Origin of the sequence: Parazoarcus communis, assembly GCF_003111645.1 — a bacterium.
Taxonomy (GTDB): Bacteria; Pseudomonadota; Gammaproteobacteria; order Burkholderiales; family Rhodocyclaceae; genus Parazoarcus; species Parazoarcus communis_A.
In genome coordinates, this window is sequence record NZ_CP022187.1 from 812,308 (window position 1) to 837,958 (window position 25,651).

The window sequence follows — 25,651 nt, forward strand, 5'->3', positions numbered from 1 at the left end:
GCTCAGCTCCTGATTTTCTTGATCTTGACCAGCACGGCATCCACTGCCGAGCCGGTGCCGTCGACGAGATCCATGTTCATCGGCACCAGGTTGTTGAGGCTGGGCATGTCGAGGTCCTTGGCATAGGGGGTCTTCCAGTGACCGAACTGTCCGACCATGACGATGGTGTCGGGGCGCACGCCCTGTCTGAGCAAGGCGCGGCCGGTGGTGACGCCGACCGGAGAGGTGACCTCGATGCGGTCGCCCTGTTCGATGCCCATGTCCTCCGCGATCCTGGCGTTGATCATGATGCCGTCGTGGCCGGCGATGTTGGCCGCGACTTCGCGGATCATCTGCAGGCTGACATTGCCACCCCAGGCGTACTGCATGCTGCGTGCGGTGAGGAGCCAGAACGGGTAGTCCTTGGCCTTGATGCCGTAGCTGCGTTCGTAGGCTTCGGACCACAGCTTGTTGAGGTCTTTCCAGGTGGGCAGGGGTTCGTACTCGTGCAGCTGACGGTCCCACCACGTGACGCCCTGCTCGTGCAGGCGCGCGGCAAGCTGCTTGCCGATGCGCAGCACGCGTTCCTGGTAGGGCAGTTCGAAGCGCAGGCCAAGATCTTCCATGCGCGGGTAGAGGTACCAGTTGATCTTGGGGAAAGGCTTGACGCGGAAGCCCTTCTCCTTGAAGTAATCCAGTCCGTCGCTGGCGGTGCCGCCGGTGACGTCGGCGCTGGCTGCGCGGCACACCGCATCCCAGGTCTCATCCACCGAGTGCGCTTTGCTCACGTCAAGCGAGAAGTCGTACTGCTCGGTCTTGAGCGGCAGGCCGGCTGCACCCATGTTGATCATGGTGTTGTATGCCTCGAGCAGGCCGGTGCGTTTGGCGAGCTCGGTCGAGATCCAGGTGAAGTCCTTCGCCTCGCCCTGCGGTTTGACGACCGGCTGGCGCAGCACCCAGCCCTGGCTGTCCCAGAACTGTTCGAAGTAATGGGTGCCGCCGAGGCGGATCAGCTGCGTGCTTTCCAGGTCGATGGCCTCGGGCAGCACGAGGTCGGCAAAGTGGTTGGTCTCGTCCTGGGTGTAGGAGAAGGCGACGGTGAAGGGGAAGGTCGCCATCGTCTCGCCCATCTTGTCCGTTTCAGAGAACGAGATGTTCGGATTGCAGCGATAGACGAACCACAGGTCCGGCGGTTTCGGTTTGCCCCAGCTCTCGGCCGCACGCCCCTGCAGGCGCATCCAGCTGAGTACGGTGGAGCCCATCAGCTGGCTGGTGATGCCGCCGCCGATGATCGGAATCAGCGTGGTGTGGCCGTGGCGGTTCTGCGGCTGCGACTCCCAGTGTTCCTTGTCCGTGGGGTTGAAGGGGTAGTCCAGAAAGCCGTCCGGGTGAGGGGCGACCGAACCCATGCGGTCGAAATCCATCCCCGAGATGTGTACCGTGCTGCCGAGCAGTCCGCCGGGTACTTCAAGACCGCCGACCAGGATCATCAGCATGGTGCGCGCCCACACGCATTCGTAGGCGCCCCAGCCGTTGTTGACGCCTTTGCCCAGCATGACCGCCACGGGGCGGAAGGGCAGGGTACGGCCCTCGAACTCGATGGTTTCGCCGATGCGTGCGTGTTCGAGAAACTCGGTTGCGATGCGGCGGATCGTTGCTGCGGGAATGTCACAGACCTGCGCTGCCCATTCCGGCGTGTGTGGCGCGACCATGCGCCGCGTCACCTCCAGCGCAGTTTGCGCGGTGGCCGATGTGTGCTGCCAGACCTGTTCGTCGGCGCCGACCTCGATGCCGGCGAGGGTAAATTCGCCGAGCAGCACGGGGTCGATACCCGGCGTGTCGAAAACAACCGCCCCACCGCTTTTGGCGTCCCACATCAGGGGTTTGCGCGAAACCGGATCGCGCATGAAGAAGCCGTTGGGACCGACAAGATACGGCGACCCGGTGCGCTGTTTCAGGAACGGAACGTCCAGGTCTGCGAGCGAGCGCTCGTGCAGCAAGACATGCAGCATCGCGTAAAGGAAGGCCGGGTCGGTCTTGGGGCGGATCGGCAGCCATTCGCTGGCCGATGCGCCGGTAATCGACAGGTGGGGTTCGATCTGTATGCGCTTGATGCCGCGTGCGCGGGCGTCGGCATGGCGGCGCACACTGGTGACACCCCCAGAAGCGTCGATGTTGTTGCCGAAGGAGACGATGTACTCGCAGCGCGGCGTGTCGGGGCAGACGGTGAAGGCGCGGTGCCACAACTCGCCGTACACATGCTCGGTGTGATAGCACTTGACCGTGCCCCCCGCGCCAAGACTCTGGTCGACCGGGCCCCATGCCGCGAGGAAGGAGGCAAAGGTGCCCATGTAGAAATAGGGAGTGGCGGCACCGCCGGTGGTGAAGGCGACACGCGGGTAGCCCTGCTCATCGACCAGGCTGTTGGCGCGGATGGCATTGAGCCGGGTGGCAATGGTGTCGAGCGCTTCTTCCCATTCGATTTCGATCCAGCCCGGATCCTCGTTGCGTCCCTTGTTCGGGTTCGTGCGCTTGAGGGGTTTCAGCAAGCGGTTCGGGTTGTAGATCTTCTGCACCAGTCCGTAGGGCTTGACGCAGACCTTGCCGTCGGCGGGGTGGTAGCCCTTCGCTTCAAAGTTGGGTGCGACGGTCGTGGCGACACCGTCCGTGACCTCGACGGTCAGCATGTCCGGTCCATTGACGCACTGATAACAGTAGGTCGCGACCTTGTGCGTTGTGCTCATGATGTGGATGTGCTCCTGACGGGAATTCGGTTGCGATGAAGCCGTGACGAAACGCCGGCCGACTCTTTGGTCGCATTGAACGGGCCGTGACGGTGGCACCAGCTTAGGCGGGGCGACGGGGCACCGACTATCCGATCGCTGCACTCACTGTCCCGGAACTGCAGATTCAGTGAATTTGGCTGCAGGAGGCAGTTGCCACGCAGCGCCTTCGATACTCGCTGCCTGCCCAACAAAGTTCATATGCATTTTTGTTCAGGACGAGAGGGTTTTCATCGCTCCGGCAGTGCGGGCCGTACTGAAAAATTGATAGACGGGCGTTACTTAGGTCTGTTTTAATTTAGACATAAATAAATTTTGCATCTCGCAAAAGATACTGGAGAAGCACTCCATGGAGACAACAAACCACTTTGGATCGGGCGCCTCCCGCTCCATGCTGGAGAATTTCCCCTTGTTTCGCACATCCGATCCGGATGAGGCCCGCGACCGCGTTTCACGGGTGTTTTGCGAGCATCGACTCAGGGTCGTAAGTGGTGGATCGCGTGTGGGAGCCGAGATGTACTACCGACCGATCCGGGGTATCGGCATCGGGCGCATGCGCTACGGTGCGAGTGTCGCAATCGACCCGGGTAGCCTTGAAAGCTTTGCGCTCATTCAGATGCCGATACATGGCTCGGAGGTAGTCGAGCATGGTGGCAACACGGTGGACACCAATGCCGATGTTGCCTCGGTGCTCAGTCCGTCGCTTTCATTGCGTCTGCGTCACGGTGAGGACACCGAGAAGCTTTTCATCAAGATCGATCGAGGCGTGCTTGAGCGTCACTGCAGGCAACACCTCGGCGGTGAACTCAAGAGCCCTATCGAGTTCTGCCCGGCAATGTCATTGCTTGCACCCCGAAGCCTGCCTTGGGTTCGCCTGATGAAATGGCTCTATGAAGAGGTTGGCCAAGACTCACAAGGGCAAGGCGTGATTCTCGACTCACCATTGTTCGCGGCCCAGATCGAACAGATGGTGATCACCACACTGCTGCTTTGCCAGCCGCACAACTACTCGGACCGGCTTGCGGATGATGGTCCGTCGATTGCGCCGAGTTTTGTGCGCAAGGTTGAACGTTTCGTCGAGGAAAACGCAGATGAGCCGCTGACCATCGGCGATCTTGCCGAAGAGGCCGGCGTGAGCACGCGTTCGCTCTTTGCGGGATTCCGCAAGTATCGGAATACGACCCCGATGCAGTACCTCAAGGACGTTCGCTTGAGGCGGGTGCACGAAGATCTGCTGCGGGCTACGCCGCAATTGACCACGGTGACCACTATTGCGGGGCGATGGGGCTTCTCCCATCTGGGGCATTTCACCGTCGATTACAAACGCTGTTTCGGCGAAAGTCCGTCGGTAACCCTCCATCGTTGATTCCTGCAGAACGAGGATAGTCGGGTCAGTTTCGGGATAGTGAGCTTTCCCGTGGAAGACTAGATTTGAAGTGTGCCGATCGAGGTTCAAGGCATCACTTCGCTGAATCAGTGCTTACACAAGGATAGGTCATGAAAGAAACGCCTCAGGTCTTTATTCCCCCCGTTCGCAACGACAACAAGTTCAAGCTTGGCTTTTTTGCCACCAACTGCTCCGGTGGCATGGCGGGCACGCAAGTCGAAGAGCGCTGGAAGAACACTTGGGAGAACAACCTTCGCCTGGCCCGGCAGGCGGACGAAGCTGGAATCGAGTTCATGCTGCCGATTGCACGCTGGATCGGTTACGGCGGCGCGACCGACTTTCATGGAAACGTCCTGGAGACCATGACCTGGGCGGCAGGCCTGCTGGCACACACGAAGAACATCAACGTGTTTGCCACCATCCACACGGCCTGTAATCATCCGATGGTCGTCGCCAAGCAGATTGCCACTATCGATCAGATCGGGCGCGGGCGTGCAGGCCTCAATATCGTTTGCGGCTGGAACAAGCCCGAGTACGAGGCCATGGGGCAGACCCTTCCCGACGACCACGAAACCCGCTACGAAATGGGGCAGGAGTGGTACGACATCATCAAGAAGGTCTGGTACGAGGACGAACGCTTCGACTGGGACGGTAAGTACTTCAAGCTCAAAGGTGCCTACGGTCAGCCGCATCCGGTCGTCGACCGAGTCCCAATTTTCAACGCCGCTGGTTCCTCGCAGGGTCGTGACTTCGCAACCCGAAACGCGGATTTTCTTTTCACGTCGGCAATCGATCTTGCTCGTTCAAAAGTCGAGGTTCAGGAGATCAAGGCACAGGCGGCCGCAAACGGACGTGAGATCGATGTACTGACTTTCTCCTATGTGGTGTGTCGTCCGACGATCAAGGAAGCAGAGGATTACCACCACTACTATTCACAGGATCATGCCGACTGGGGTGCGGTGGACAACATCATCAGCCTGATGTTTGCTCATGCGGAGTCCTTCCCCAAAGACCAGCTGCAGCTGATTCGTGATCGTTTCTCCGGCGGCCATGGCGGATATCCGTTGATTGGCGATCCGGTGACCGTTGCCGACGGCATTCAGAAACTGTACGAGGCCGGCTTTGCGGGCAGCACCCTGTCCTTTGTGGACTATGCAGAGGAGTTTCCGTATTTCCGCGACAACGTCCTTCCTATTCTGGAAGCACGCGGATTGCGCAATGCGTTCAAGGTGAAGTCATGAGTGCGCAGGCCCGACCGGCCACGCTATCGGATCACACCGTGGTTCCGGTCGGCTTCGGTCGCGTCTCGAGCGAGGCCTTCAAGGCGGGCATGCGCAGGGTTGCGCAGGGTGTTGCAATCGCAAGCCTTGCCCGCGGCAGCGAGCGGGCCGGCCTGACGATTTCATCATTTTCGTCGCTGTGCGCAGACCCCCCAAGAATGCTCGCCTGTATCAGCAAGACTGCGGGCGCCTTTCCCTTTTTGCAGCGGGGCGGAAATCTGGCAATCAATGTCCTTGCCGAAGGGCAGGAGGCCCTTGCCCTGCGGTTTTCGTCCTCGAGCGTTAAAGGAGATGCGCGTTTTGAGGTGGGGCGGTGGGAGACCGGAGAGAGTGGTGCGCCTGTACTGGATGATGCCCTCAGTGTATTCGATGGACGCATCAAGGACATCGTCGACGCCGGAACCCACGTGATTGCGGTCATCGACGTGCTTGCGGTGAGCGGACAGGGCGACAAGCAGGCCTTGCTCTATGTCGACGGTCGCTTTGCGAGCCTGGCAACGGAGGGCGTCGGGTGACGGATCAGCCATTGACCGACTCGGTACTCGATCGTCTCTTTCTGGAGGCCCGAACGCACAACGCGTGGCAGGACCGTCCAGTGTCAGAGGATGTGCTGCGCCAGTTGTATTCACTCACCAGCATGGGGCCGACGAGCTTTAACGGCAGCCCCATGCGCCTGGTGTTCGTATGTTCCGATGAGGGCAAAGCGCGGCTGTGCGAGGCGCTGTTGCCTTCCAACGTGGCAAAAACGATGCAGGCACCCGTGTGTGCCATCGTGGCCCATGACATGAGCTTCTGGGAGGCGTTTCCGACCCTGTCACCGCACAAGGATGTGCGCGGCTACTTTCGCGACAACGCCGCCTTGACCGAGGAAACGGCGTTTCGCAACAGCTCGATGCAGGGCGCCTATCTGATCATGGCTGCGCGGGCGCTGGGTCTCGACTGTGGTCCGATGTCCGGTTTCGACCGCAGCCGCGTCGATGAGCTGTTCTTCGGGGGTACATCGTGGCGAAGCAATTTCCTCTGCAATCTGGGCTATGGCGATCCTTCTGCGCTGTATCCGCGCAATCCCAGACTGGCATACGAAACAGCCTGTCGTCTCGCCTGAGCGTTTTCGTTCGGGGGATTCGTGCTTGACGGATCTCGAAGCGTCGCTCTCGGAACTCACTCCTGCATGAATCATCCCCGAGGGAACGACGCTTCAGCACTGGAGGACCTTGCCTTGAACAATGTCATGCGGCGAACGATGCTGAAGTCCGGTTTCGGCCTCGGGCTGTCGGCGTTCGCGCCTAAACTCACGTGGGCTGCGGATTCAAATGATGACTCGGGCCTGTCGCCGGGGATGCTCACGTTGTGGGCGCAGTGGCAGGATGCACTGGTTCCTGGCGCTGCAGCGGCCGGCGCGGCGATGTATCTCGGCACCCAACTTGCGCTGCCGCGTGACCACAACTCGCTGTTTCTCCGCTACATGGACTGGCCGGGGAGCTATCACGACTTCTATCGCGACGGTCTGAACGCGCTTGATACGCTGAGCCGCGCCCGGTTTGGGCGCACCTTCCCGGAACTGGACAAGCTCGCGCGTGCCACGGTAGTCAATGAAATCTCCGCTGGGCAGCCCGCGAACTGGTCAGGCCCCCCTGCGGGTTTGTTCTACTTCGTCAGTAAGGCCGACGCAGCTGATCTCGTGTTCGGAACTGTAGCGGGCATTCAGGGACTTGGTCTGGATTACCGTGCCCATATCGAGCCTCACGCCGAATGGCCGTCCACGCGGGGAGGGTTGCCGGCATGAGAACCATGAAAGAGGTTGAAGCAGTCGTCGTCGGCGCGGGACAGACAGGCTGCATCCTTGCAAACCGGTTTGCCGAAGCTGGGCGCGAGGTGCTGGTGTTTGATGCGGGCGTTGAGCGTGGTGCGCAGGCAATGGTCAGTTCCCAGATCTGGGCGCGGCGTCTCAAAGGAACGCCTGGTGTGGTCGAGAGTGTCGGTTCCAACCCGCTGGGCATCAATTTCAATACAGGGCAGGGTGGTGGGGGGGCGGCAGCGCACCATTACGCCTGCTGGTTCCGTCTTCATCCGGAAGACTTCGAAATGCATCGGCGCTACGGGGTCGCTGCTGACTGGCCAATCGGCTACGAAGACTTGCGCGCCTCCTATGATGAAGTTCAAGCCGAAGTTGGGATTGCCGGCGATGCCGCCGCCGAGCGTTGGCGGCCGGCCGGCGCGGACTATCCGCTCCCTCCCACGCCGCGCTTCCGGCAGGGGGAGATCCTGGCGCGGGGATTCGAACGCATGGGCATGCACGTGGCGCCCTTGCCCCTGGCCATCGCCACTGCGCCCTATCGTGGCCGCAGCCCCTGCGTGTTCGACGGCTGGTGTGATGCCGGCTGCCCCACCGGCGCACTCGCGAATCCCCAGGCTACCTACCTCAGATGGGCAGTCGAGCACGGGGCGACCGTGCGTTATCAGCATCGGGTCGAGCGCATCGTGACCGACGAATCGGGGCGCAAAGCGATTGGCGTGATCGTGGCCGACGACCGCGGCGAACGTGCTTTCCAGCCTGCGGCACTGGTCGTGATCGCAGGCTTTGCGCTGGAAACGCCCCGTTTGCTTCTGGCATCTGCCAATGACCGCCATCCCCAGGGCCTGGCTAACGGATCCGGAACAGTTGGGCGTTACCTTCATACCCATGCGGCAGGCGGCGTATTTGGCCTGTTTGATGAGCCGACCGAATGCCATCTTGGCGTCACTGGCGGCCAGCTTGTCTGTCAGGACCGCTATGGGAAGGTGATCAGGGAAGGCAAGGATTTCGTCGGTGGTTACCAATGGTTGATCGGGCACGCCTCGAAACCGAATGATTTGCTCGGTATCGCGTGCAGTCGCCCCGATCTTCATGGCGAGGCGTTCAGCACCTTCATGGCAGACGCGGCGCTGCACTTCGGATCCATGACCGCAGTGGGCGAAACCCTCCCGCTGGCGGAGAACCGGGTGGAGCTGGTTCCGGGCGGTAGTGCTGAGGTCATGCCAAAGATGCGCGTACATCACCGCTTTGACGACAACGCGTTGCGCCTTCACGCCCATGCGATGAAAAAGGGCGTCGACATCATGAAGAGTGCAGGTGCCCGATCGTCCTGGCATGGCCCGATTGCTGGCATGCATCTCCTCGGTGGAACGCGGATGGGCATTGAGCCTGGCACCTCGGTGACCGATGCTTACGGCCGCTGTCACGATCTTGCGAATCTGTTCATCGCTGGTCCGGGCTTGTTCCCTAGCGGCGGTGCCGTGAACCCCACCTTTACAGCCTCCGCGCTTGCACACCGCAGTGCGCTTCACATTCTCGGCAGCTGGACGTCATACGCAATCTGAACGCGTCGCCCGAAGGGTTCGTCAAATGGCCTTTGGCTTGGTTCAATGGGTTTAATGAAATATGACGTGGGCATATCACTTGCCTTGAGAGGTCTATGAAACGTGATCTGACGAATTCTCACATTTTAAGTAGGGGTATTGAACATAAACTTCACTTGTGTATTATCTGCTCCATCAAACATGCGTAACCGTATGTTTCGAATCATCTGAATGAATTCGGCCCTGTAGCGGTAGCCACATTTGAATGTCCGTGCATTGACGCTACCGGGCTTGGTCACCCGCATTCGATGCCGAGAGGGTTCGGACTTCCTCAGGATCGAATCAGTTGCTGCAACAGTAATAGTCGCAGTGACTTCGACGAGTCAGCCTGCACCACAAGACGGACGTGATGATATGAAGGTTGAGCACTTTGACGTCGCAGGGATTGCGAATGAGCTGCAGCTCGATGATGACGCAATCGCTGAGCGCAAGGCATTTCTGGGCTTCGGTGAGGAGGATGTCGCGCGTTTGAAGCAGTTGCACTCGCATCTGCAAGGATACGCACCCGTCTTCGCCGAGCGGTTCTACGAGCAGATCCTTGCGTTTGACCAGACCCGGAAGTTGCTTGCCGACCCGAATACCCTCGCGCGGTTGCAGCGTGCCCAGGTCAGCTACTTCGAAGGCTTGACTGCAGGTGACTATGGACGCGAGTACGTTCACCACCGGCTTCGCGTCGGCCTCGTCCATCATCGTGTGGGGCTGGAACCGAAATGGTATCTGGGCGCCTACGCCAACTATCTCGTAGGCTTGTTACCCGAGATCAAGCGGTGCTTCATTGATGATCACGAACAGTGCAATCACACCGTTCAGTCCCTGATCAAGATTGTTTTGCTCGATATGGGTCTCGCAATCGACACCTATATCCAGGCAAGGGACAACACGATTCTCGGCTTGAAGAATTACGCCGAGATGGTGTTCAACAGCATGCACGACGGGATTCTCGTTCTGTCGCCAACACTATCCGTGCTGTCTGCGAACGAGAGCTTCATCAGGATGTTTGACCTTCGATCCAACTCGGTCACGGGAAACAGGCTGTCGGCTGTGCTTGAGGGCAGAGGGCTTGAACAACGGATTGCAGATGTCCGGGAGACCGGCGTCGATCTGTATGACGCTCCATTCCTGGTTCGCGCGCCGGATAACGGGCGCGAGAAACAGGTCAGGCTGACCGTGAAACGGATCTGTCTGGAAGAAGAAGCTGGGCAGTTGCTTCTTGTGCTTGAGCCCGTCACCGCCGAAGAGATTTTTCGTCGGGATGCAGAGGCAAAACTCGCTCGCAGTGCCGCGATGCTCCGTGATGCGCAGGCAGTGGCAAGAATCGGTAGCTGGAGCCTGGACCGGTGCGGCGGAGATAAGCTCATACTTGAATGGTCAGAAGAAACTTACAGAATCTTCGATACGCCATCCGGGACGCCAGTATCTTTTCAACAGTTTCTTGCCCAGATTCACCCGGACGACCGCGAGGTCGTCAATCGGGCCTGGCAAGCTGCGCTCTCCGGCGAACCGTATCGGGTCGAGCATCGGATACAGGTCAAAGGGAAAATCCGCTGGATTGAGGAGCGTGCCGCGCTTGAGTTCGATGACAAGGGCGAACTCATATCCGCACTGGGAACGGCACAGGACATTACTGACCGCAAGCTCTCCGAAGTTCGCATCGAACAGTTTGCCTTCTACGATTCCCTGACCGGACTGCCGAATCGGGCGCTGTTCCAGGATCGTCTCCATCAGGCGCTGGCGCATGCGAGTCGTCAAGGGCAGTCAATCGCGGTGCTGTTCATCGATCTCGACCGGTTCAAGGAGGTCAACGACACGCAGGGACATGCCTGCGGCGATCTGGTGTTGTCCGAGGTCGCGCGTCGGTTCCAGACGACGCTGCGCCATGATGAGACGCTTGCGCGTCTCGGTGGGGACGAGTTCGTCATCATCGCGCATGAAACCGGGCGTTCGGGGGCAACATTGATCGCCGAGCGCCTGAACCGGGTACTGGTGAAGACGATCGAGATTGGAGAGAACGCCTTCTCGATCGGAGCGAGCACGGGCGTGGCCATGTATCCGGGCGATGGCGCCGACGCGCAGCAACTGCTGAAGCATGCCGATATCGCGATGTACCGGGCCAAGAACGGCGGGGGCGGTCGCTACTGTTTCTACGATTCGGAGATGGGCGTCGAACTGGCTCGGCGACTCGAAGTCGCTCATCGGCTCCAACGTGTGTTGCAGGAGGATCGCCTCCAACTCCACTATCAGCCCCAGATTGATCTCAGGACGGGAACGCTGACGGGCGCCGAGGCGCTGCTGCGCTGGCGAGATACCGAGTGGGGCTGGGTGAGCCCGGCAGAGTTCATTCCGATTGCGGAAGAGCGGGGAATGATGATCACGCTTGGTGAATGGGTGATCAAACAGGCCTGCCATCAACTGCAGTTCTGGACCAAGGCGGGCCTGACGCTGCCTGGTCGTCTGGCAATCAACGTGGCTGCACAGCAGATCGACCGCGAGGATTTTGCCCGTCGCGCGATTACGATCATCCGCGAAGCAGGCGTATCGCCTGACCAGATCGAACTCGAAATCACCGAGTCCGGCATGATGCGCGATCCCGACTGCGCGATGAAGGTCACCCGCGCGCTTGTCGACGCCGGCTTCACGATTGCTATCGACGATTTCGGAACCGGGCATTCGTCGCTCGCCTATCTCAAACGTTTTCCCGCTCATACGCTTAAGGTCGACATGTCGTTTGTCCGTTCCATGCTCAAGGACCGGAATGATCACAGCATCGTCGCCACCATCATTGCAATGGCAAAGAACCTCGGTCTTCGAACGCTTGCGGAAGGCGTGGAGGAGTCCGCTCAGGCTGAACGCCTGCTGGCTCTGGGCTGCGACAAGGCGCAGGGCTATCTTTTTGGCCGCCCGGAGTCGCCTGTCGTGTTCGCAAACAGGTGGCTCGGAACCGGGAAAAGCATGCCATAGTAAGGAAATTCGGCATCAGCAAAGCTGATCGCCGTGCTTAAAGCCATACCAAAGGTATGGCGTTTACTACAACAAGAGACAGGTTCCCGAGGGTGACATGCGCAAATCCGCCAGCGTAACGAGCATTGAAACCCTGCTGCCCGAGGGTGAGTTCATCTACTCGCGTACTGACCTTAAAAGTATCATCGTCGAAGCAAACGAAGCCTTTGCGCGGATCAGTGCCTACCGTCCGGAGGAGATGATTGGCCAGGCCCACAACATGGTGCGTCACCCGGACATGCCTGCAGAGGCGTTTGCCGACATGTGGCGCGATCTCAAGGAGGGGCGGCCGTGGCGTGGAATCGTCAAGAACCTGCGCAGCGACGGTGGCTACTACTGGGTCGTGGCGAATGCGTCGCCGGTACGCGAGAACGGACAAGTCGTTGGATACCAGTCTGTTCGTGCCCGTCCGAGCAGGGAAGAGGTGGTCGCGGCCGAGGAAGCGTACAAACGCATCAGGGAAGGCGATAAGTCGATTTGCGTCAAACATGGCCGGATCGTCCCCACGCGACGTTCTCTTTGGGCAATCCTCAACTCGGTGAACATCCAGCTTGTCGGACTCGGCTTGCTGATGGCAGTGCTCGCACTCTTCGTACTGGTCGATCGTTTTGTGCCCTTGCCGCTCCTGCCTGATGTCATGCTCGCGATCGCCGCGACGGGCTTGCTGTGGGGGACCTTTTTCCTGGTCTTCGGTCTGCCGCGGATTGCCAGCGATATGACCTCCTTGCACGAGCATCTCGACCACCTCCTGGTTACCGGCGATTTGCGCAAGCGTTTCACCCTCTCACGGCGGGACGTTCTGGGCGATATCGGTCGCAGCGTCGACCGCTTTGTCTCCTCGGTACAGGCAACGGTGCAGGGGATGAGCGATTCCGCCGAGCGGGTGGTCAGCGTTTCGGGCGAAGTCGGCTCGGGCGTCGGCAATGTCAGCGATTCGGCACGGGTACAGAGCGACGCAACATCGTCCGCGGCGGCCGGCATCGAACAGATTACGGTGTCGATCGGCGAAGTCGCCGAGCATGCCGAGGCAACGCGGACCGCAGCGCAGCATGCGAGCACGGTTTCTGCACGTGGCAGCACCTTGTCGGCCCAGGCCTGCGAAACGATTCTTGCACTGGCGGAAACCGTCAAGAATGCGGCGATTCAGGTCGAGTTTCTGGGGTCCCAGTCGGCGGAGATCTCTCGCATCACCGGAGTGATAAGCGATATCGCCGACCAGACAAACCTCTTGGCCCTGAACGCGGCAATTGAGGCTGCACGCGCCGGAGAGCAAGGGCGAGGATTTGCCGTCGTTGCCGACGAAGTGCGCAAGCTCGCCGAGCGCACCGGCAATGCCACGAAGGAGATCAGCACCATGGTCGGCTCGATCCAGGTTGAAACCCAGAAAGCAGTCAGTGGAATGCGGCAGGGTGCAACTCAGGTCGAAAGCGGCGTGAAACTGGTGCAGGACGCACAAGGCGCGCTGCTGGAGATCAATACCCAGATGAGCAAGACCCTGGGCATGGTCAACGATATTACCCACTCGTCTGCCGAGCAGAACAATGCGATGGTGGTGATGGCACAGAGCGTCGAGCGCGTCGCATCGATGACCGATCAGAACATGGCGGTCGTCGCCCAAACCCGCGCGGCGGTCGACAGTCTCGATCGGTCGGTCGGCCGCATGAAGATGGCCATGGGGCAGTTCGTAGTCTAGGGGGCGTGCGAGGCGCTCGCCTCAAGCTCGGGATGCGACATTGCATCCCGACGTGAAGTCCTTCCGACCCGGCTCTGTCTTTACATGATGAAAACGGCGCTGCCTGCCTGCCTTGGTTCAAGGCAGGCAGGCAGCAGGTCTGGTGCGGCGGCAAAGCGGATTTCGCTCACCTGGGCATGCGGATGCCGGGCGCGCCAACAGTGGTGCGCTGGCCGGAAAGGCTCTCAGCGCTTCGCCAATGCATTGGCAACGTGAAAGCCCGATGCGCCGGAGAGCCCGGGTCCCGGGTGCGTCGACGCGCCGATGTGGTACAGGCCCTTGATCGGCGTGCTGTGATCCTTCACGCCACGAACCGGGCGCCAGAACAGGTACTGGTCGATCGCGCATTCACCCGAATAGGGGTCGCCGCCGACGAGGTTCATGTTCATCCGCTCCAGATCAGCCGGGGAGATGACCTTGCGACCGATGATGCTCGCCTTCAGGTTCGGCACGTGCGCAGCGATACGCTCGATTGCGCGGTCGGCATAACGTTCGGCAATGTCAGCAGACCATTTTCCGTCGGCGGTCGCTTCGATCTCACCGCGCGCGTCGCCGCGGATGCTGCGGGGACATTCGGGCAACTGAATCCACATGATCCAGCCGCCCTCGGGTGCCCGTGAGGGATCGACGGCGCAGGGCTGACATACACACACGGTACCTTCCGCGGGCAGCAGGCCACGTTCAGCCTCGTTGACGGCACGCGAAACGCCGTCCATCCCGGGCGTGAGGTGCAGGTAGATCACTTCGCGCAGCTGCGGATCCGCCCATTGCGGCGGCTCGGACAGTGCGAGGTGAATCTGCATGTTGCCCTTGCCGTAGCGGTACTCGGTGGCCTGGCGGCGGAGCGGGGCCGGGGCATCGTCCTGCTTGAGCAGCCGGCCGTAGAGCTGGGTGGGCGTGACGTTGCAGATGACCTGCCGGGCCTCGAATACCCGTCCGTCGCTGATGCGCACACCACGCGTTTTCTTGCCATCCACAAGCACTTCGGCGACGTCGGCGCCGGTCTCGAAATGACCACCAGCACCTTCGATCAGCGCGCGGAAAGCATCGACGGTGCGCGCGTTTCCACCTTTGACCAGTGGCAGTCCGACGCCTTCCAGCGTGAACGCGATGACGCGCGCCATCAGCGCCGACATGGGGCTTTCCGGTCCGAGTCCGGTGTGCAGCACCCACGGCGCCAGCAGCGCGCGCACGAGCTCGTCCTTGAACTGCGTTTCCAGCCAGGCGCGGCAGCTTTGCATTGCGGGGCCGAAGAAGGCGAGGGTTTCATGTGCGCCCTGTTTCCACACCCGGCCAAGCATCATCTTGCCGACACTTGAACTCCACAGTTCGTTGCCCAGCAGCGAGAAGATGAGCTCGGCGTTCTGCTCGACGAAGCCCATGCCTTCGGCGTAGGCATCTCCGTCGCCGGGCGCCAGCGCGTTCATGCCTGCGATGTTTGCTGCGCGGTCGCGCCCCATGATGAGGAAACGGCCGTCGGGCAGCAGCACGCCGGTGGGGGTGCCGTTGTTGCAGTAGTCAAGCCCGTTTGCGTGCAGGCCATCCTTCAGTTCGGCGTAGCCCGGGCCTGTGACGAACAACGGATGGGCGGTCGACATGGTGTCATGCAGGTAACCCGGTGCAGTCAGGGCCTCGGTGCGAATACAGCCGCCGAGCACCCCTTCGCGTTCGAGTACAAGCACCTTCTTTCCGCGTTTCGCCAGCACGCCTGCGCAGACGAGGGAGTTAATTCCGCTGCCGACGATGATTGCGTCGTATGTGCTCATCGTCCCTGCCTCAGGCCGCTGCGGTGCGAACAGCCCGCATCAGACCGGAAAAGGAGCGGGACTCCTCCTCCGGCGCGGCATAGCGGCCGCGATAGAACAGCAGCGGCGCGCGATCGTCTACATGCAGCTTGCGCACCCGCCCGACGAAAATCAGATGATCGCCGCCGTCGTACTGGTGCTCGGTGCTGCATTCGAACACGGCCGCGCAACCCGGGAGCAGCGGAATACCGTCGATGCCCTGGGCCGTGTCGACGCCGTTGAACTTGTCGCCCGCGCCGCGCGCAAAGCAGTCTGAAAGCGCCTGTTGGTTGCTCGCAAGCACATGGATCGCGAAGCCACCTGCCTGGGTGAAGGCGGGCAGGCTGAACGAGCGTTTTGCCAGGCTCCACAGCACGAGTGGCGGGTCGAGTGACACCGATGCGAAGCTGTTGACCGTGACCCCGACGGGCTGGCCTTCTGCGTCCGTCGTGGTGATGATGGTGACACCGGTGGCGAAGTGCCCCAGCGCGTCGCGGAGTTCTCGTGAGTCGATCATTGTGTCCTCCATCAGAACTTCATGCCCATACTGAACGAGAGCCAGTCCTGCCCCATATACACTTCGGTCAGACTGTCGGGTGCGGCCCCCTGGCCGCGCACTCGTTCCTTGGGGGATTTTGCGTAGGCGAACGACAGTTCCATTTCCTTGCTCATCGCCCAGGTCGCACCCAGGGTGTAGTGACGGCGGTTTGCCGCAGGGGCGAGGATGCCGAGGAAGGTGTCGCGTTTGTCGACGATCTGGGTGCCATGGCTGTAACCAGCGCGCAGGGTCAGTGTGTCGCTCAGTGCATGGGCGACACCGATGCGCCACACGGTCTGGTCTTTCCAGCCGAAGCCAGCAGTCTTGCCTTCGCCGGGCGCAGTGGTGACGCCGGGGTTGCCGAGGGAGCCAACGCCGCTCCAGTTGATCTGCAGCACGTCTGCTGCAACAGTGAAGGCGCCGACTCGATAAGCCATGCCGAAGCCATAGTTCTCAGGGATGTCGAGGTCGCCGCCATCGGCCAGCAGCCCGTCGAATTCGCTCATCCGACCCATGTCCACCTTGCTCGAGTAGGTGGCGCCGAGGGTGAGGGCAGGGGTGATCTGACCGGTCCAGCCCAGCTTGATGCCGGCGCCGGTGGATTCGTCGCGGCCCTCAGGCAGGCCGAGACCAGCCGGGCCGCGGATATCGAGCACCTGGCGTGCCAGCACCAGACCGACGCCGATGGCATGAGCGTCGTTGAGGCGGTGCGCGAGGCTGGTGGTGATGACCATCTGCTTGAGCTCCGAGCGCGTCCCCTGCAGTCCGCCGATATTGGTGTCGCGGCCGTAGTCCGTGCCCACCCCATTGCCGACGACCGATACCCCGAGCGAGGTGCTGGTGCCGAACATGTGGTTGTAGCCGAGCTGAGGGATCAGATAGATGCTGCGCTCCTTGCTGCCGTCGTACCCGGTGCCGGCGAAACTGGCACCGTTATCCACCTTAAGCAGGGCTGCACCGGCATCAAGGCGGTCACCCACCAGGACCATGCCGGCCGGGTTGTTGGCGCCGGCGACGGCGTCCTGCGGCAGGGCGATCGATACGCCACCCATGCCTTCGGCCTTGACGCCGTAGCCATGAGGAAAGGTGCCCTGTGTGGCAAGCGCGCTGAGCGGCAAGCCGAGTGCAATGACAAGCGGGAGGCGGCGCAGGAGGTTCCTGGATGTGGTCATGTTCGTGATGTCCTCAGGCGGCCAGCTTCTGGGCTTCGGCATTGATCAGGCGGTCGGTGTCTTCGGGCGCAAACCAGTAGTTGGCATAGTCGCGCGGGTCATTGAAGCCGTTGGCAATGCGCGAGGCGACTGCGGGCAGTTCCTGTGCGGCGCCGAGCAGCTTGATGATGTGTTCCGGCGGCGGGAAGAGCAGGCTGTTGGTCCAGCGCACGACCTTCTCGGCGTAGCCGTTGTAGAGGTCGTCGAAGGTCTGGCGCATCCAGGCTTCATCGAATGCCGACGCGTCGTGGGCGAGGATGGCGTCCAGATAGTGCTTGGCGGCCTTGGTCGCGTTGTTCGAGCCTTGTCCGGTGATCGGGTCGTTCACCAGCACCGCGTCGCCCAGCCCGAGCACCTTGCGGCCCGAGGGCAGGGTGAGCACGGCGTTGCGGACGGTCGGCGTGATGCGTCCGGCGATGCGGCCGTTGTCGTCGGTGAGCTGGCAGTCGCGGCTGCGCTCGTACTCCCACGGGAGGAAGGTCTTCAGGATGTTCAGGCTGACTTCGAGGTGCTGCTCGGGCGTCTTTGCATCGCCCCAGCAGTCCATCGGGCCACCCGGCACACCCTCAAACACCATGATGTCGCAGGCCTTGGTGCCGTCGGCGCCGTCGGTGGTGAGGGCGGGAAACACGAAGTATTCGCCGACGCCAGGGATCAGGTTGAAATTGACGCATTCGTAGTAATCGGTGCGCTTCATCCCGGTGACGTAGCTCAGCGCGAGCTGCCGCATCGGCTGGCGCACCGGGGAGCGGCTGTCGTCGCGCCCCAGCAGATTGACGATCTCGCCCTTGCCACCGGCAAGCAGCACCAGTTCGTATTCGGCTGCGAGCGTTTCCAGTTGGTCGACACCGACATCGTCGTAGCGCAGTTCCCCTCCACGACGCTCGAACTCTTTCATCCAGCCCGGCATCTTCAACCGCTGGTCAACCGACTGGCCGTAGGCATCGAGTCGGGCGTGCCAGTGCAGGGCCTGGGTGCCGCTGCCATCGGGGGCAGGAATGGAGAAACCGATGCCTTCGGTGCGCGGACAGTCGGCTTCCCACTGGTTGAGGCCAAGGTCGCGCTCGATCTGCAGTGCCGGATCGAAGATGAACTGCGAAGACATCACACGGCCGCTCCAGACGTCCTCAGGCGTGCGGTTGGTGACGATGGTGACGCTGTAGCCTTTGTCGAGCAGGCCGCATCCGAGCAGCAGACCGGCCTGGCCTGCACCAACAATGGCGACCGAACGGGGGGTAATGTTTTCACTTTGCATGGTGTTGTCTCCGCTTTGGGGGTATCTGTGGTGTGCGTGGCTGAGCAGGTACGAATGACCCGGTACAAACGGGTCCCTGCGGACACTCAGTCCATCAGTCGGGTAATGGCCGGTACGCGGCCTTCAGGGCCGAGGGCGGTGTAGCCGCCGTCACAGGCGTAGTCGGCGCCGGTGACGAAGCTGGCGTGGTCGGAGAGCAGAAAGCTCACCACCTGGGCGACCTCGTCCGGCATGCCGAGGCGCCCGAGCATGTGGTAATCGGCAGCAACGTGATCGGCCTTGGCCTTGTCGCCGCCGGAGAGGGTTTCGATGATCGAGGACCAGGTCCAGCCGGGCGAGACCGAATTGACGCGGATGTAATCCGGGGCAAGGTCGAGTGCGGCCGAACGGGTGAATTGCTGCATCGCCGCCTTGCTCACAGGGTAGAGCCAGCGGCCCGACTGCGCGGCGGTGGCGGAGATCGAAGCGAAGTTCACCACTGCGCCACGCCCGCGCTTGAGCATGTGGGGGTGGCAGGCCTGCAGCATCATCGCGGCACCAACCAGATTCACGTCAAGCGCCTGGTTCCACTCGGCACGGGTCGATGCCGCGCCGTTATCGACGTAGGTACAGGCGCAATTGACGAGAAAGTCGATGCCGCCAAACGTGGCAACGGTGGTGTCCACGCAGCGGGCGATCTCGCTGTCCTGACTGACATCCGTGTGCTGGAAGCAGGCCGCAGGCCCGAGGCGATCGGCTGCAGCCGTGCCTTTCTGTGTATCGATGTCGGCGAGCACGACCCGGGCGCCGTGTGCGATGAGGTCTCTTGCCACCGCTTCGCCGATCATCGTGGCGCCACCGGTGACGATGGCGACCTTGCCGCTTAATCCATTCATCTGCTGTGTCCTCGGTTGGAGGACGCCGCCGCTGGCGTCCTTGGGACACAGTGTTCATTTCATGGTGATGGCTGTTTATCCGCTTTGCGCAATCGCGCTGTCCGGAACGCGCACACCTGACAGCGGTGAGCCAGGTACACGACTCCGTTCCTTAGTTGTACCGCGGGCGGGCGGCGGTCTGCGAGGGGGATTCGCCGAAACGGTTCTTGTAATAGGCAGAAAACCGTCCGAGATGGGCAAAGCCATAGCGATGCGCGAGCACGGCAACCTTGTCGCTGCCCGGTGCGGCACTGAGCAGCGCCTTGCGGACACAGTCGAGGCGGGTGTCACGCAGGTACACCAGTGGCGTACTGTCGCAGTGCTTGCGGAACCCTTCTTCCAGTGCACGTACGCTGACACAGGCAACGCGGGCCATATCGCCCACCGTGATTGCATCCTCGACGTGGGCATGAATGTAGTCGATGGCACGCTGCACGTGCCGGGGCAGGGCGGCCTGCTGTGGCTGGTGCAGGCGGTCGCTGTAGTTGTGACGATGGAGTTGCAGCAGGCCGCGGATGAGGCAGTCCTCCATTGCCGCGACCGTGGGGCGAAAGTTCAGCCAATCTGCACCGCACTGGTCGATGTTGTCGGCGAGATCGCGCAGCATCCGGCACCAGCTGGCCGTCAGGCCTTCGGTCTGTGACAGGCCGATGTCAAAGCTCAGCGGCTCGTGGGGTTCGTCGCCCAGGTGTTCGGTCAGACGACGCTCGAGGGACGCGCGCGGCAACCACAGCATGAGCTGGCGATTGTCGTGCTTCCAGCGCATCCGGGTCGGCTCATGCGGATTGAGGATGCTGGCCGTGGCCGGGGAGGACAGCACCTCCTGATTGCCGCAGCGGATCTGCGCCGTGCTCGCAACCGGAACCTGTACCAGGTAGAAGCTTTCGAGGCAGCCGGGCAGAATGTCGACATCCGTGCCATAGGTCAGATAATTCAGCGCGGTTTCGCCAAGGCGAACGAGGTTGTGGCGCGAGGAGAAGCGGGTATCCGTGTTCACCGGCCGCAGATCGTGCGGGCAGAACACGTTTGCGACTTTCTGCCGCGCCTCATCGGCATCGTCCGAACTGAACAGCGGAAAAGCAGAAAGGATCTCCGCGCCGGGTGCGAGTTGCTGCCGGCTCACGCTGAAGTCCAGGCTTGCTGGCAGGTGGCGTGCAGGTGGTACGTGGCGCTGTCTGTCATCATTACCTCAGCCTGAGTTTCGTGCTGCGATTAACGTATAGTTATAAACAATTTATAAGCAAAGTTGAGGAGATCGCAAGCGCGATTTTCTTTGCCGATCAGGATCTGGGCAGGAAAAATGTTAACGACATGACGGATACAGCGCCCGAACCGCATGCTGAGATGGCGTCCGAGCCGGATCACACACGCTTTGTCGATCACTATCTCGCCTTCTTGCTCGCGCAGGCCAGCAGCCGGATTTCGCGTGAGTTTCACCGCGACGTCGAGGCCGCAGGTCTGTCGGTCACCGAGTGGCGGGTGCTTGCCAGTCTGGAAGGCAGTGAAGGCGAGAGCATCGGCGTGCTCAGTCAGCTGACGCTGACCAAGCAGCCGACCTTGAGCAAGGTCGTCCAACGCATGGAGGCCGACGGCATCGTCGATCGCACCCGCGTCCGCTCCGACCGCCGCCAGACCGTGGTTCGCATTACCCCGAAAGGTCACCTGCTGACCGAGTCCTTGCGCAAGCGCGCCATCAATCATCAGGCACGTCTGCTCGAGCCCTTCGGGCAGGAGAATGCCGAGATGCTGATTTCGATGCTCAGAGACTTGCTTGCGCTGCACCCGGCGTCTGGCCCCATCGACGAAGAGGCGGATTCGTAGTCGGGCAGGAATGATGGAAGGGCTGCGGAGTCCTTGTTGACTTGATAGTTTAGATATGAAATATTGCTCACTAAACAAGCAAGCCAGAACCCATCCGTTCCGGATCGCTCCCTCAGTCAGGGGGCCGGGCGGCTCAATCCAGAAGGAGCAATAGCATGCGCATCGTGTGTATCGGCGGAGGCCCCGCAGGCCTGTATTTTGCGATCCTGATGAAGAAGCTGAATCCGGCACATCAGATCACGGTCGTAGAGCGCAACAAGCCCTATGACACCTTCGGTTGGGGTGTCGTTTTTTCTGATGCGACCATGGACAACATGCGCGAATGGGATCCGGTGACCGCGGATGCGATCCAGATCGCGTTCAATCACTGGGATGACATCGAACTGCATTTCAAGGGCCGCGCCATTCGCAGTGGCGGTCATGGCTTCGTCGGGATTGGGCGCAAGAAGATGCTCAATATCCTGCAGGAGCGCTGCGAGAACATGGGCATCGAGCTCGTATTCGAGGTCGATGGCGAGGATCGTCAGTACCCCGACGCAGACCTGATCATTGCGTCCGACGGGATTTTTTCAGCCACACGGGAGCGCTATCAGGAGTTGTTCAAACCGAGCATCATCAAGCGGCCGAACCGGTACATCTGGCTGGGTACGAAGAAGCTTTTCGATGCCTTCAACTTCATCTTCGAGAAGACCGAACACGGCTGGTTCCAGGCCCACATCTACAAGTTCGATGCTGAAACAACGACCTTTATCGTAGAGTGCCCGGAGCATGTCTGGTTGGCGCACGGGCTGGACAAGGCGGATCAGGAGCAGTCCATCGCCTTCTGCGAGAAGCTCTTCGAAAAGCATCTCGATGGGCATGCCTTGATGACAAATGCCCGCCATCTGCGCGGTTCCGCGTGGTTGAATTTCCAGCAGGTGAAGTGCGAGAAGTGGTGGGTGAACAATGGGAACAGCCATGTCGTGCTGATGGGGGATGCAGTACATACCGCACACTTCGCCATTGGCTCGGGCACCAAGCTTGCTATCGAGGATGCAATCGAGTTGACGCGTCAGTTCCAGGATATGGGCGATGCGGTGGAGAACATTCCGGAGGTGCTTGCGCGCTATCAGGAATTGCGGAACGTGGATGTGCTGCGTCTGCAGAATGCCGCGTGGAATGCGATGGAGTGGTTCGAGGTGTGTGACGCGCGCTATTGCGACACGATGGAGCCCGAGCAGTTCATGTACTCGATGCTCACGCGTTCGCAGCGGATCTCGCACGAGAATCTGCGCTTGCGTGATGCTGACTGGCTGGAGGGCTACGAGCGTTGGTTTGCCGAGAAGGCCGGGGTGACGGTTGATGCCGACAAGGCTCCGCCGCCGCCGATGTTTACGCCGTTCAAGTTGCGTGGGCTGACCGTTCCCAACCGCATGATCATGTCGCCGATGGCGATGTATTCGGCGGACGATGGCGTCGCTGGCGACTTCCATCTGGTGCACTTCGGCGCGCGCGCCCTTGGCGGTACCGGCCTGCTTTACACCGAGATGAGCTGCGTATCGGCCGATGCGCGCATCACCCCTGGGTGTGCTGGCATGTACAAGCCTGAGCATGTGACCGCGTGGAAGCGCATTGTCGATTTCGTGCATTCGAATTCGACAGCAAAGATGGGTATCCAACTGGGTCATGCCGGACGCAAGGGTGCAACCAAGCTCGCCTGGGAAGGTATCGATCAGCCGCTCGAATCCGGTGCTTGGGAGCTGATTTCCGCCTCGCCACTGCCTTACCTGCCGCATTCGCAGGTGCCGCGCGAAATGAACCGCGACGACATGGACCGGGTGAAGGCTGATTTTGTGCGTGCAACCAGAATGGCCGTCGAGGCCGGATTCGATATCCTCGAATACCACTGTGCGCATGGCTATCTGATGTCGAGCTTCCTGTCGCCGCTGACCAATCAGCGCACGGATGAGTATGGCGGCAATATCGAGAACCGCGCCCGTTATCCGCTCGAAGTGTTTATGGCCATGCGTGCCGTGTGGCCGGCGGACAAGCCGATGTCGGTTCGCCTGTCCTGCCACGACTGGTTCCCCGGTGGCAACACGGCAGACGAGGCGGTTGAGATTGCACGTCTGTTCAAGGCCGCGGGTGCCGACATCATCGACTGTTCGTCCGGTCAGGTGTGGAAGGGTGAAAAGCCGGTGTTCGGGCGCATGTTCCAGACACCTTTCGCCGACCGTATCCGCAACGAGGTTGGCATCCCGACCATCGCAGTGGGTGCAATCTTCGAGGCCGATCATGCCAACAGTATTCTGGCCGCCGGGCGTGCAGACCTTTGCGCGGTGGCCCGTCCGCACCTCGCCGATCCGGCGTGGACGCTGCACGAGGCGGCGAAGATTGATTTCAAGGGCGTAGCGTGGCCGAAGCAGTACATTTCGGGTCGTTCGCAGTACGAGAACAACCTCAAGCGCAGTTACGCTGCTCCGGGAAAGTGAAGCAGGATCTGGTTTGATTCTTTGGATCCGGTCTTCGTGCCAAGGGAGTGGGGCAGAGGTATTTGCTCCGAGGGCTGCGGAACTCGCTGCGCTCGGACAGTCCTCGCCCTCTCCACAAATGCCTCCACCCCACTCCCGAATCAGAGGCACAGGAGTTGAGGTCCGGCGGTAGCGGAAAAAGACAGACGGTTTGGGGGCGTGATGAGCATTACTTTTGACACCAGCAGCAGTTCAACCTTGCCTTTGTCCGGGCGCCACGCAGTGGTGACCGGTGCTGGCAGCGGGATTGGCGAGGCCATCGCGCAGGAGCTGGCGCGACTGGGTGCGACGCTGACGCTGGTCGGCCGTCGTGCCGAGCCGCTTGAAGCCGCTCGGGCGAAGCTCGCAGGGCAGGGGCATGGCGTTGTGGCGGCAGACATCACCGATCATGCCGGCATTGCTGCGGCGTTTGCTTCTGCGGCCGCGGAGCGCGGTGCCATTTCGATTCTGGTGAATAACGCAGGTGCGGCGAAGAGCGCCCCCGCAGGCAAGACGTCGCCCAGACTGTGGAACGAGATGCTGACGGTAAACCTTACCGGCACCTTCAACTGCACTCAGGCCGTCCTTGCTGGCATGCAGGCCGCGCGCTGGGGAAGGATCGTCAATATCGCCAGCACGGCCGGCCTGGTCGGTTATGCGTATGTGTCCGCCTATTCGGCTGCCAAGCACGGCGTGATTGGCTTTACCCGCTCACTGGCGCTGGAAGTGGCGAAGCAGGGCATTACCGTGAATGCGGTGTGCCCAGGCTATACCGACACTCCGCTGCTGGGCGGTGCGGTGGACAACATCGTGGTCAAGACCGGTCGCAGCAGCGACGAAGCCAAGACCACGCTGGCGGCAAGCAATCCTCAAGGGCGGCTGGTGCAGCCCGAAGATGTTGCACGGACGGTTGGCTGGCTGTGTCTGCCCGGGTCGGAGGCGATTCACGGCCAGTCGATCCCGGTCGCCGGCGGCGAAGTCATGGCCGGCTGAGAGCGAACGGATGAATACGCGACACTGAAGCACGGAACAAGGCGAGTGCGCTGTGTGTTTGTGCAGCGGCGAGGACTGTCCGAGCAAGCGCAGCGCAGCGAGTTCCGCAGCCGCGGAGCAACCACACGGTGCGCTCACCGGAACCGCAGGCACCTGCAGCAGTAAACGAAATAGGCAGTAGCAAACAACGCGTACAGGCAGCAGGTTTGACCTGCACCGACTGAGAGAAACGGAGAGAGGCCATGGCAGAACTTTCGATGAATGACCACAAACGTCCGTTCAAGGACTATCCGGCACATCACTTCAAGTGGGAATGTTCCGACGACGGTCGGGTGGCCACGATCACCCTGAACCGCCCCGACAAGAAGAACCCGCTCACCTTCGACTCCTACGCCGAACTGCGCAACCTCTTCCGCGACCTGACCTACGCCAGCGACGTTCGCACGGTGGTCATCCAGGGCGCCGGAAACAACTTCTGCTCCGGTGGCGATGTGTTCGAGATCATCGAACCGCTGACCAAGATGAGCATGCCCGAACTGCTCGAGTTCACCCGCATGACCGGCGATCTCGTCAAAGCCATGCGCCGTGCGCCGCAACAGATCGTCGCCGCCATCGACGGCATCTGCGCCGGTGCCGGTGCCATGCTCGCCCTTGCAGCCGACTTCCGCCTCGGCACCCCGGAAACGAAGACGGCCTACCTCTTCACCCGCGTTGGTCTTGCCGGTGCCGACATGGGCGCCTGCGGCCTGCTGCCGCGCATGATCGGGCAGGGTCGTGCCACCGAACTGCTGATGACCGGCCGTGCGATGAGTGCGGACGAAGGCTTGGCGTGGGGTTTCTTCAGCGCCCTGCACCCGTCCGCCGATCTGCTCGGACAAGCGCAGAAAATCGCCCGCAACCTTGCTGACGGGCCGTGGTTCGCGCACACCGTCACCAAGACCATGATCAACCAGGAATGGGCGATGGGCGTCGAGGAAATGATCGAATCCGAAGCCCAGGCCCAGGCCATCTGCATGATGACCGGCGACTTCCGGCGCGCGTTCGAGGCCTTCGCCTCGAAGCAGAAGCCGAAGTTCGAAGGCAACTGAG

Annotated in this window: 19 protein-coding genes; 12 read left to right on the top strand and 7 right to left on the bottom strand. The window is 61.2% G+C overall.

Features of this window, described 5'->3' with window-relative positions:
• Positions 1–2: 2 nt before the first annotated feature.
• The gene (locus CEW83_RS03770) at positions 3–2,723 is read right to left on the bottom strand and encodes a molybdopterin-dependent oxidoreductase (RefSeq protein WP_108948147.1); all 2,721 of its coding nucleotides are present in this window, start codon (positions 2,721–2,723) and stop codon (positions 3–5) included.
• A 388-nt stretch (positions 2,724–3,111) separates the two neighbouring features.
• Between CEW83_RS03770 and CEW83_RS03775 the strand changes: the two genes are divergently transcribed.
• The 8 genes from CEW83_RS03775 (at position 3,112) to CEW83_RS03810 (ending at position 13,518) form a co-directional block, all read left to right on the top strand.
• On the top strand, positions 3,112–4,128 hold the full coding sequence (locus CEW83_RS03775; RefSeq protein ID WP_108948148.1) for an AraC family transcriptional regulator: 1,017 nt from the start codon (positions 3,112–3,114) through the stop codon (positions 4,126–4,128).
• 131 nt (positions 4,129–4,259) lie between these two features.
• Positions 4,260–5,390 carry an LLM class flavin-dependent oxidoreductase gene (locus CEW83_RS03780; RefSeq protein WP_108948149.1) on the top strand — a complete coding sequence of 377 codons (1,131 nt, stop codon included), beginning with the start codon at positions 4,260–4,262 and terminating at the stop codon, positions 5,388–5,390.
• Positions 5,387–5,944, top strand: coding sequence for a flavin reductase family protein (locus CEW83_RS03785; RefSeq protein ID WP_108948150.1), 558 nt, complete (start codon positions 5,387–5,389; stop codon positions 5,942–5,944). Before CEW83_RS03780 ends, CEW83_RS03785 begins: the two co-directional genes overlap by 4 nt.
• Positions 5,941–6,534 carry a malonic semialdehyde reductase gene (locus CEW83_RS03790; RefSeq protein ID WP_108948151.1) on the top strand — a complete coding sequence of 198 codons (594 nt, stop codon included), beginning with the start codon at positions 5,941–5,943 and terminating at the stop codon, positions 6,532–6,534. The genes CEW83_RS03785 and CEW83_RS03790 overlap by 4 nt, the downstream gene beginning before the upstream one ends.
• A gap of 114 nt (positions 6,535–6,648) precedes the next feature.
• Positions 6,649–7,215, top strand: a complete 567-nt coding sequence (locus CEW83_RS03795) for a gluconate 2-dehydrogenase subunit 3 family protein (RefSeq protein ID WP_159099380.1) — start codon at positions 6,649–6,651, stop codon at positions 7,213–7,215.
• On the top strand, positions 7,212–8,789 hold the full coding sequence (locus CEW83_RS03800; protein ID WP_108951185.1) for a GMC family oxidoreductase: 1,578 nt from the start codon (positions 7,212–7,214) through the stop codon (positions 8,787–8,789). The genes CEW83_RS03795 and CEW83_RS03800 overlap by 4 nt, the downstream gene beginning before the upstream one ends.
• 393 nt (positions 8,790–9,182) lie before the next feature.
• A complete protein-coding gene (locus CEW83_RS03805; protein WP_108948153.1) occupies positions 9,183–11,786 on the top strand; it encodes an EAL domain-containing protein in 2,604 nt (867 codons plus the stop codon).
• Between the two features lie 97 nt (positions 11,787–11,883).
• Positions 11,884–13,518, top strand: a complete 1,635-nt coding sequence (locus CEW83_RS03810; RefSeq protein WP_108948154.1) for a methyl-accepting chemotaxis protein — start codon at positions 11,884–11,886, stop codon at positions 13,516–13,518.
• A 224-nt stretch (positions 13,519–13,742) separates the two neighbouring features.
• On the opposite strand, the gene CEW83_RS03815 is transcribed toward CEW83_RS03810, so the two are convergent.
• The 6 genes from CEW83_RS03815 to CEW83_RS03840 form a co-directional block, all read right to left on the bottom strand.
• Entirely contained in the window at positions 13,743–15,323 is a 1,581-nt protein-coding gene (locus tag CEW83_RS03815; protein ID WP_108948155.1) for a phytoene desaturase family protein, read from the bottom strand.
• 10 nt (positions 15,324–15,333) lie between these two features.
• Entirely contained in the window at positions 15,334–15,858 is a 525-nt protein-coding gene (locus CEW83_RS03820; protein ID WP_108951186.1) for a flavin reductase family protein, read from the bottom strand.
• A gap of 11 nt (positions 15,859–15,869) precedes the next feature.
• Positions 15,870–17,051 (bottom strand): OmpP1/FadL family transporter, encoded by a 1,182-nt coding sequence (locus CEW83_RS03825; protein WP_108951187.1) that lies wholly within the window; start codon positions 17,049–17,051, stop codon positions 15,870–15,872.
• A gap of 13 nt (positions 17,052–17,064) precedes the next feature.
• Complete coding sequence (locus CEW83_RS03830) at positions 17,065–18,345, bottom strand: styrene monooxygenase/indole monooxygenase family protein (protein ID WP_108948156.1); 1,281 nt, start codon at positions 18,343–18,345, stop codon at positions 17,065–17,067.
• Between the two features lie 86 nt (positions 18,346–18,431).
• Positions 18,432–19,220 (bottom strand): SDR family oxidoreductase, encoded by a 789-nt coding sequence (locus CEW83_RS03835; protein WP_108948157.1) that lies wholly within the window; start codon positions 19,218–19,220, stop codon positions 18,432–18,434.
• Positions 19,221–19,371: 151 nt separating this feature from the next.
• Positions 19,372–20,382: an AraC family transcriptional regulator gene (locus CEW83_RS03840; RefSeq protein WP_108948158.1), complete on the bottom strand. Its 1,011-nt coding sequence runs from the start codon at positions 20,380–20,382 to the stop codon at positions 19,372–19,374.
• Between the two features lie 188 nt (positions 20,383–20,570).
• On the opposite strand from CEW83_RS03840, the gene CEW83_RS03845 reads away from it, so the two are divergent.
• The 4 genes from CEW83_RS03845 (at position 20,571) to CEW83_RS03860 (ending at position 25,650) form a co-directional block, all read left to right on the top strand.
• A complete protein-coding gene (locus tag CEW83_RS03845; protein WP_234418982.1) occupies positions 20,571–21,080 on the top strand; it encodes a MarR family winged helix-turn-helix transcriptional regulator in 510 nt (169 codons plus the stop codon).
• A 155-nt stretch (positions 21,081–21,235) separates the two neighbouring features.
• Complete coding sequence (locus CEW83_RS03850) at positions 21,236–23,551, top strand: bifunctional salicylyl-CoA 5-hydroxylase/oxidoreductase (protein ID WP_108948159.1); 2,316 nt, start codon at positions 21,236–21,238, stop codon at positions 23,549–23,551.
• A gap of 201 nt (positions 23,552–23,752) precedes the next feature.
• Entirely contained in the window at positions 23,753–24,562 is an 810-nt protein-coding gene (locus tag CEW83_RS03855) for an SDR family NAD(P)-dependent oxidoreductase (protein WP_108948160.1), read from the top strand.
• 242 nt (positions 24,563–24,804) lie between these two features.
• Positions 24,805–25,650 (top strand): enoyl-CoA hydratase family protein, encoded by an 846-nt coding sequence (locus CEW83_RS03860; protein WP_108948161.1) that lies wholly within the window; start codon positions 24,805–24,807, stop codon positions 25,648–25,650.
• Position 25,651: the final 1 nt, after the last annotated feature.

Coding starts and splice junctions, on each gene's coding strand:
- CEW83_RS03845 (WP_234418982.1), top strand. CDS start 20,571: ATGACGGATACAGCGCCCGAACCGCATGCTGAGATGGCGTCCGAGCCG.
- CEW83_RS03830 (WP_108948156.1), bottom strand. CDS start 18,345: ATGCAAAGTGAAAACATTACCCCCCGTTCGGTCGCCATTGTTGGTGCA.
- CEW83_RS03770 (WP_108948147.1), bottom strand. CDS start 2,723: ATGAGCACAACGCACAAGGTCGCGACCTACTGTTATCAGTGCGTCAAT.
- CEW83_RS03800 (WP_108951185.1), top strand. CDS start 7,212: ATGAGAACCATGAAAGAGGTTGAAGCAGTCGTCGTCGGCGCGGGACAG.
- CEW83_RS03860 (WP_108948161.1), top strand. CDS start 24,805: ATGGCAGAACTTTCGATGAATGACCACAAACGTCCGTTCAAGGACTAT.
- CEW83_RS03785 (WP_108948150.1), top strand. CDS start 5,387: ATGAGTGCGCAGGCCCGACCGGCCACGCTATCGGATCACACCGTGGTT.
- CEW83_RS03855 (WP_108948160.1), top strand. CDS start 23,753: ATGAGCATTACTTTTGACACCAGCAGCAGTTCAACCTTGCCTTTGTCC.
- CEW83_RS03825 (WP_108951187.1), bottom strand. CDS start 17,051: ATGACCACATCCAGGAACCTCCTGCGCCGCCTCCCGCTTGTCATTGCA.
- CEW83_RS03820 (WP_108951186.1), bottom strand. CDS start 15,858: ATGATCGACTCACGAGAACTCCGCGACGCGCTGGGGCACTTCGCCACC.
- CEW83_RS03775 (WP_108948148.1), top strand. CDS start 3,112: ATGGAGACAACAAACCACTTTGGATCGGGCGCCTCCCGCTCCATGCTG.
- CEW83_RS03810 (WP_108948154.1), top strand. CDS start 11,884: ATGCGCAAATCCGCCAGCGTAACGAGCATTGAAACCCTGCTGCCCGAG.
- CEW83_RS03805 (WP_108948153.1), top strand. CDS start 9,183: ATGAAGGTTGAGCACTTTGACGTCGCAGGGATTGCGAATGAGCTGCAG.
- CEW83_RS03850 (WP_108948159.1), top strand. CDS start 21,236: ATGCGCATCGTGTGTATCGGCGGAGGCCCCGCAGGCCTGTATTTTGCG.
- CEW83_RS03780 (WP_108948149.1), top strand. CDS start 4,260: ATGAAAGAAACGCCTCAGGTCTTTATTCCCCCCGTTCGCAACGACAAC.
- CEW83_RS03815 (WP_108948155.1), bottom strand. CDS start 15,323: ATGAGCACATACGACGCAATCATCGTCGGCAGCGGAATTAACTCCCTC.
- CEW83_RS03835 (WP_108948157.1), bottom strand. CDS start 19,220: ATGAATGGATTAAGCGGCAAGGTCGCCATCGTCACCGGTGGCGCCACG.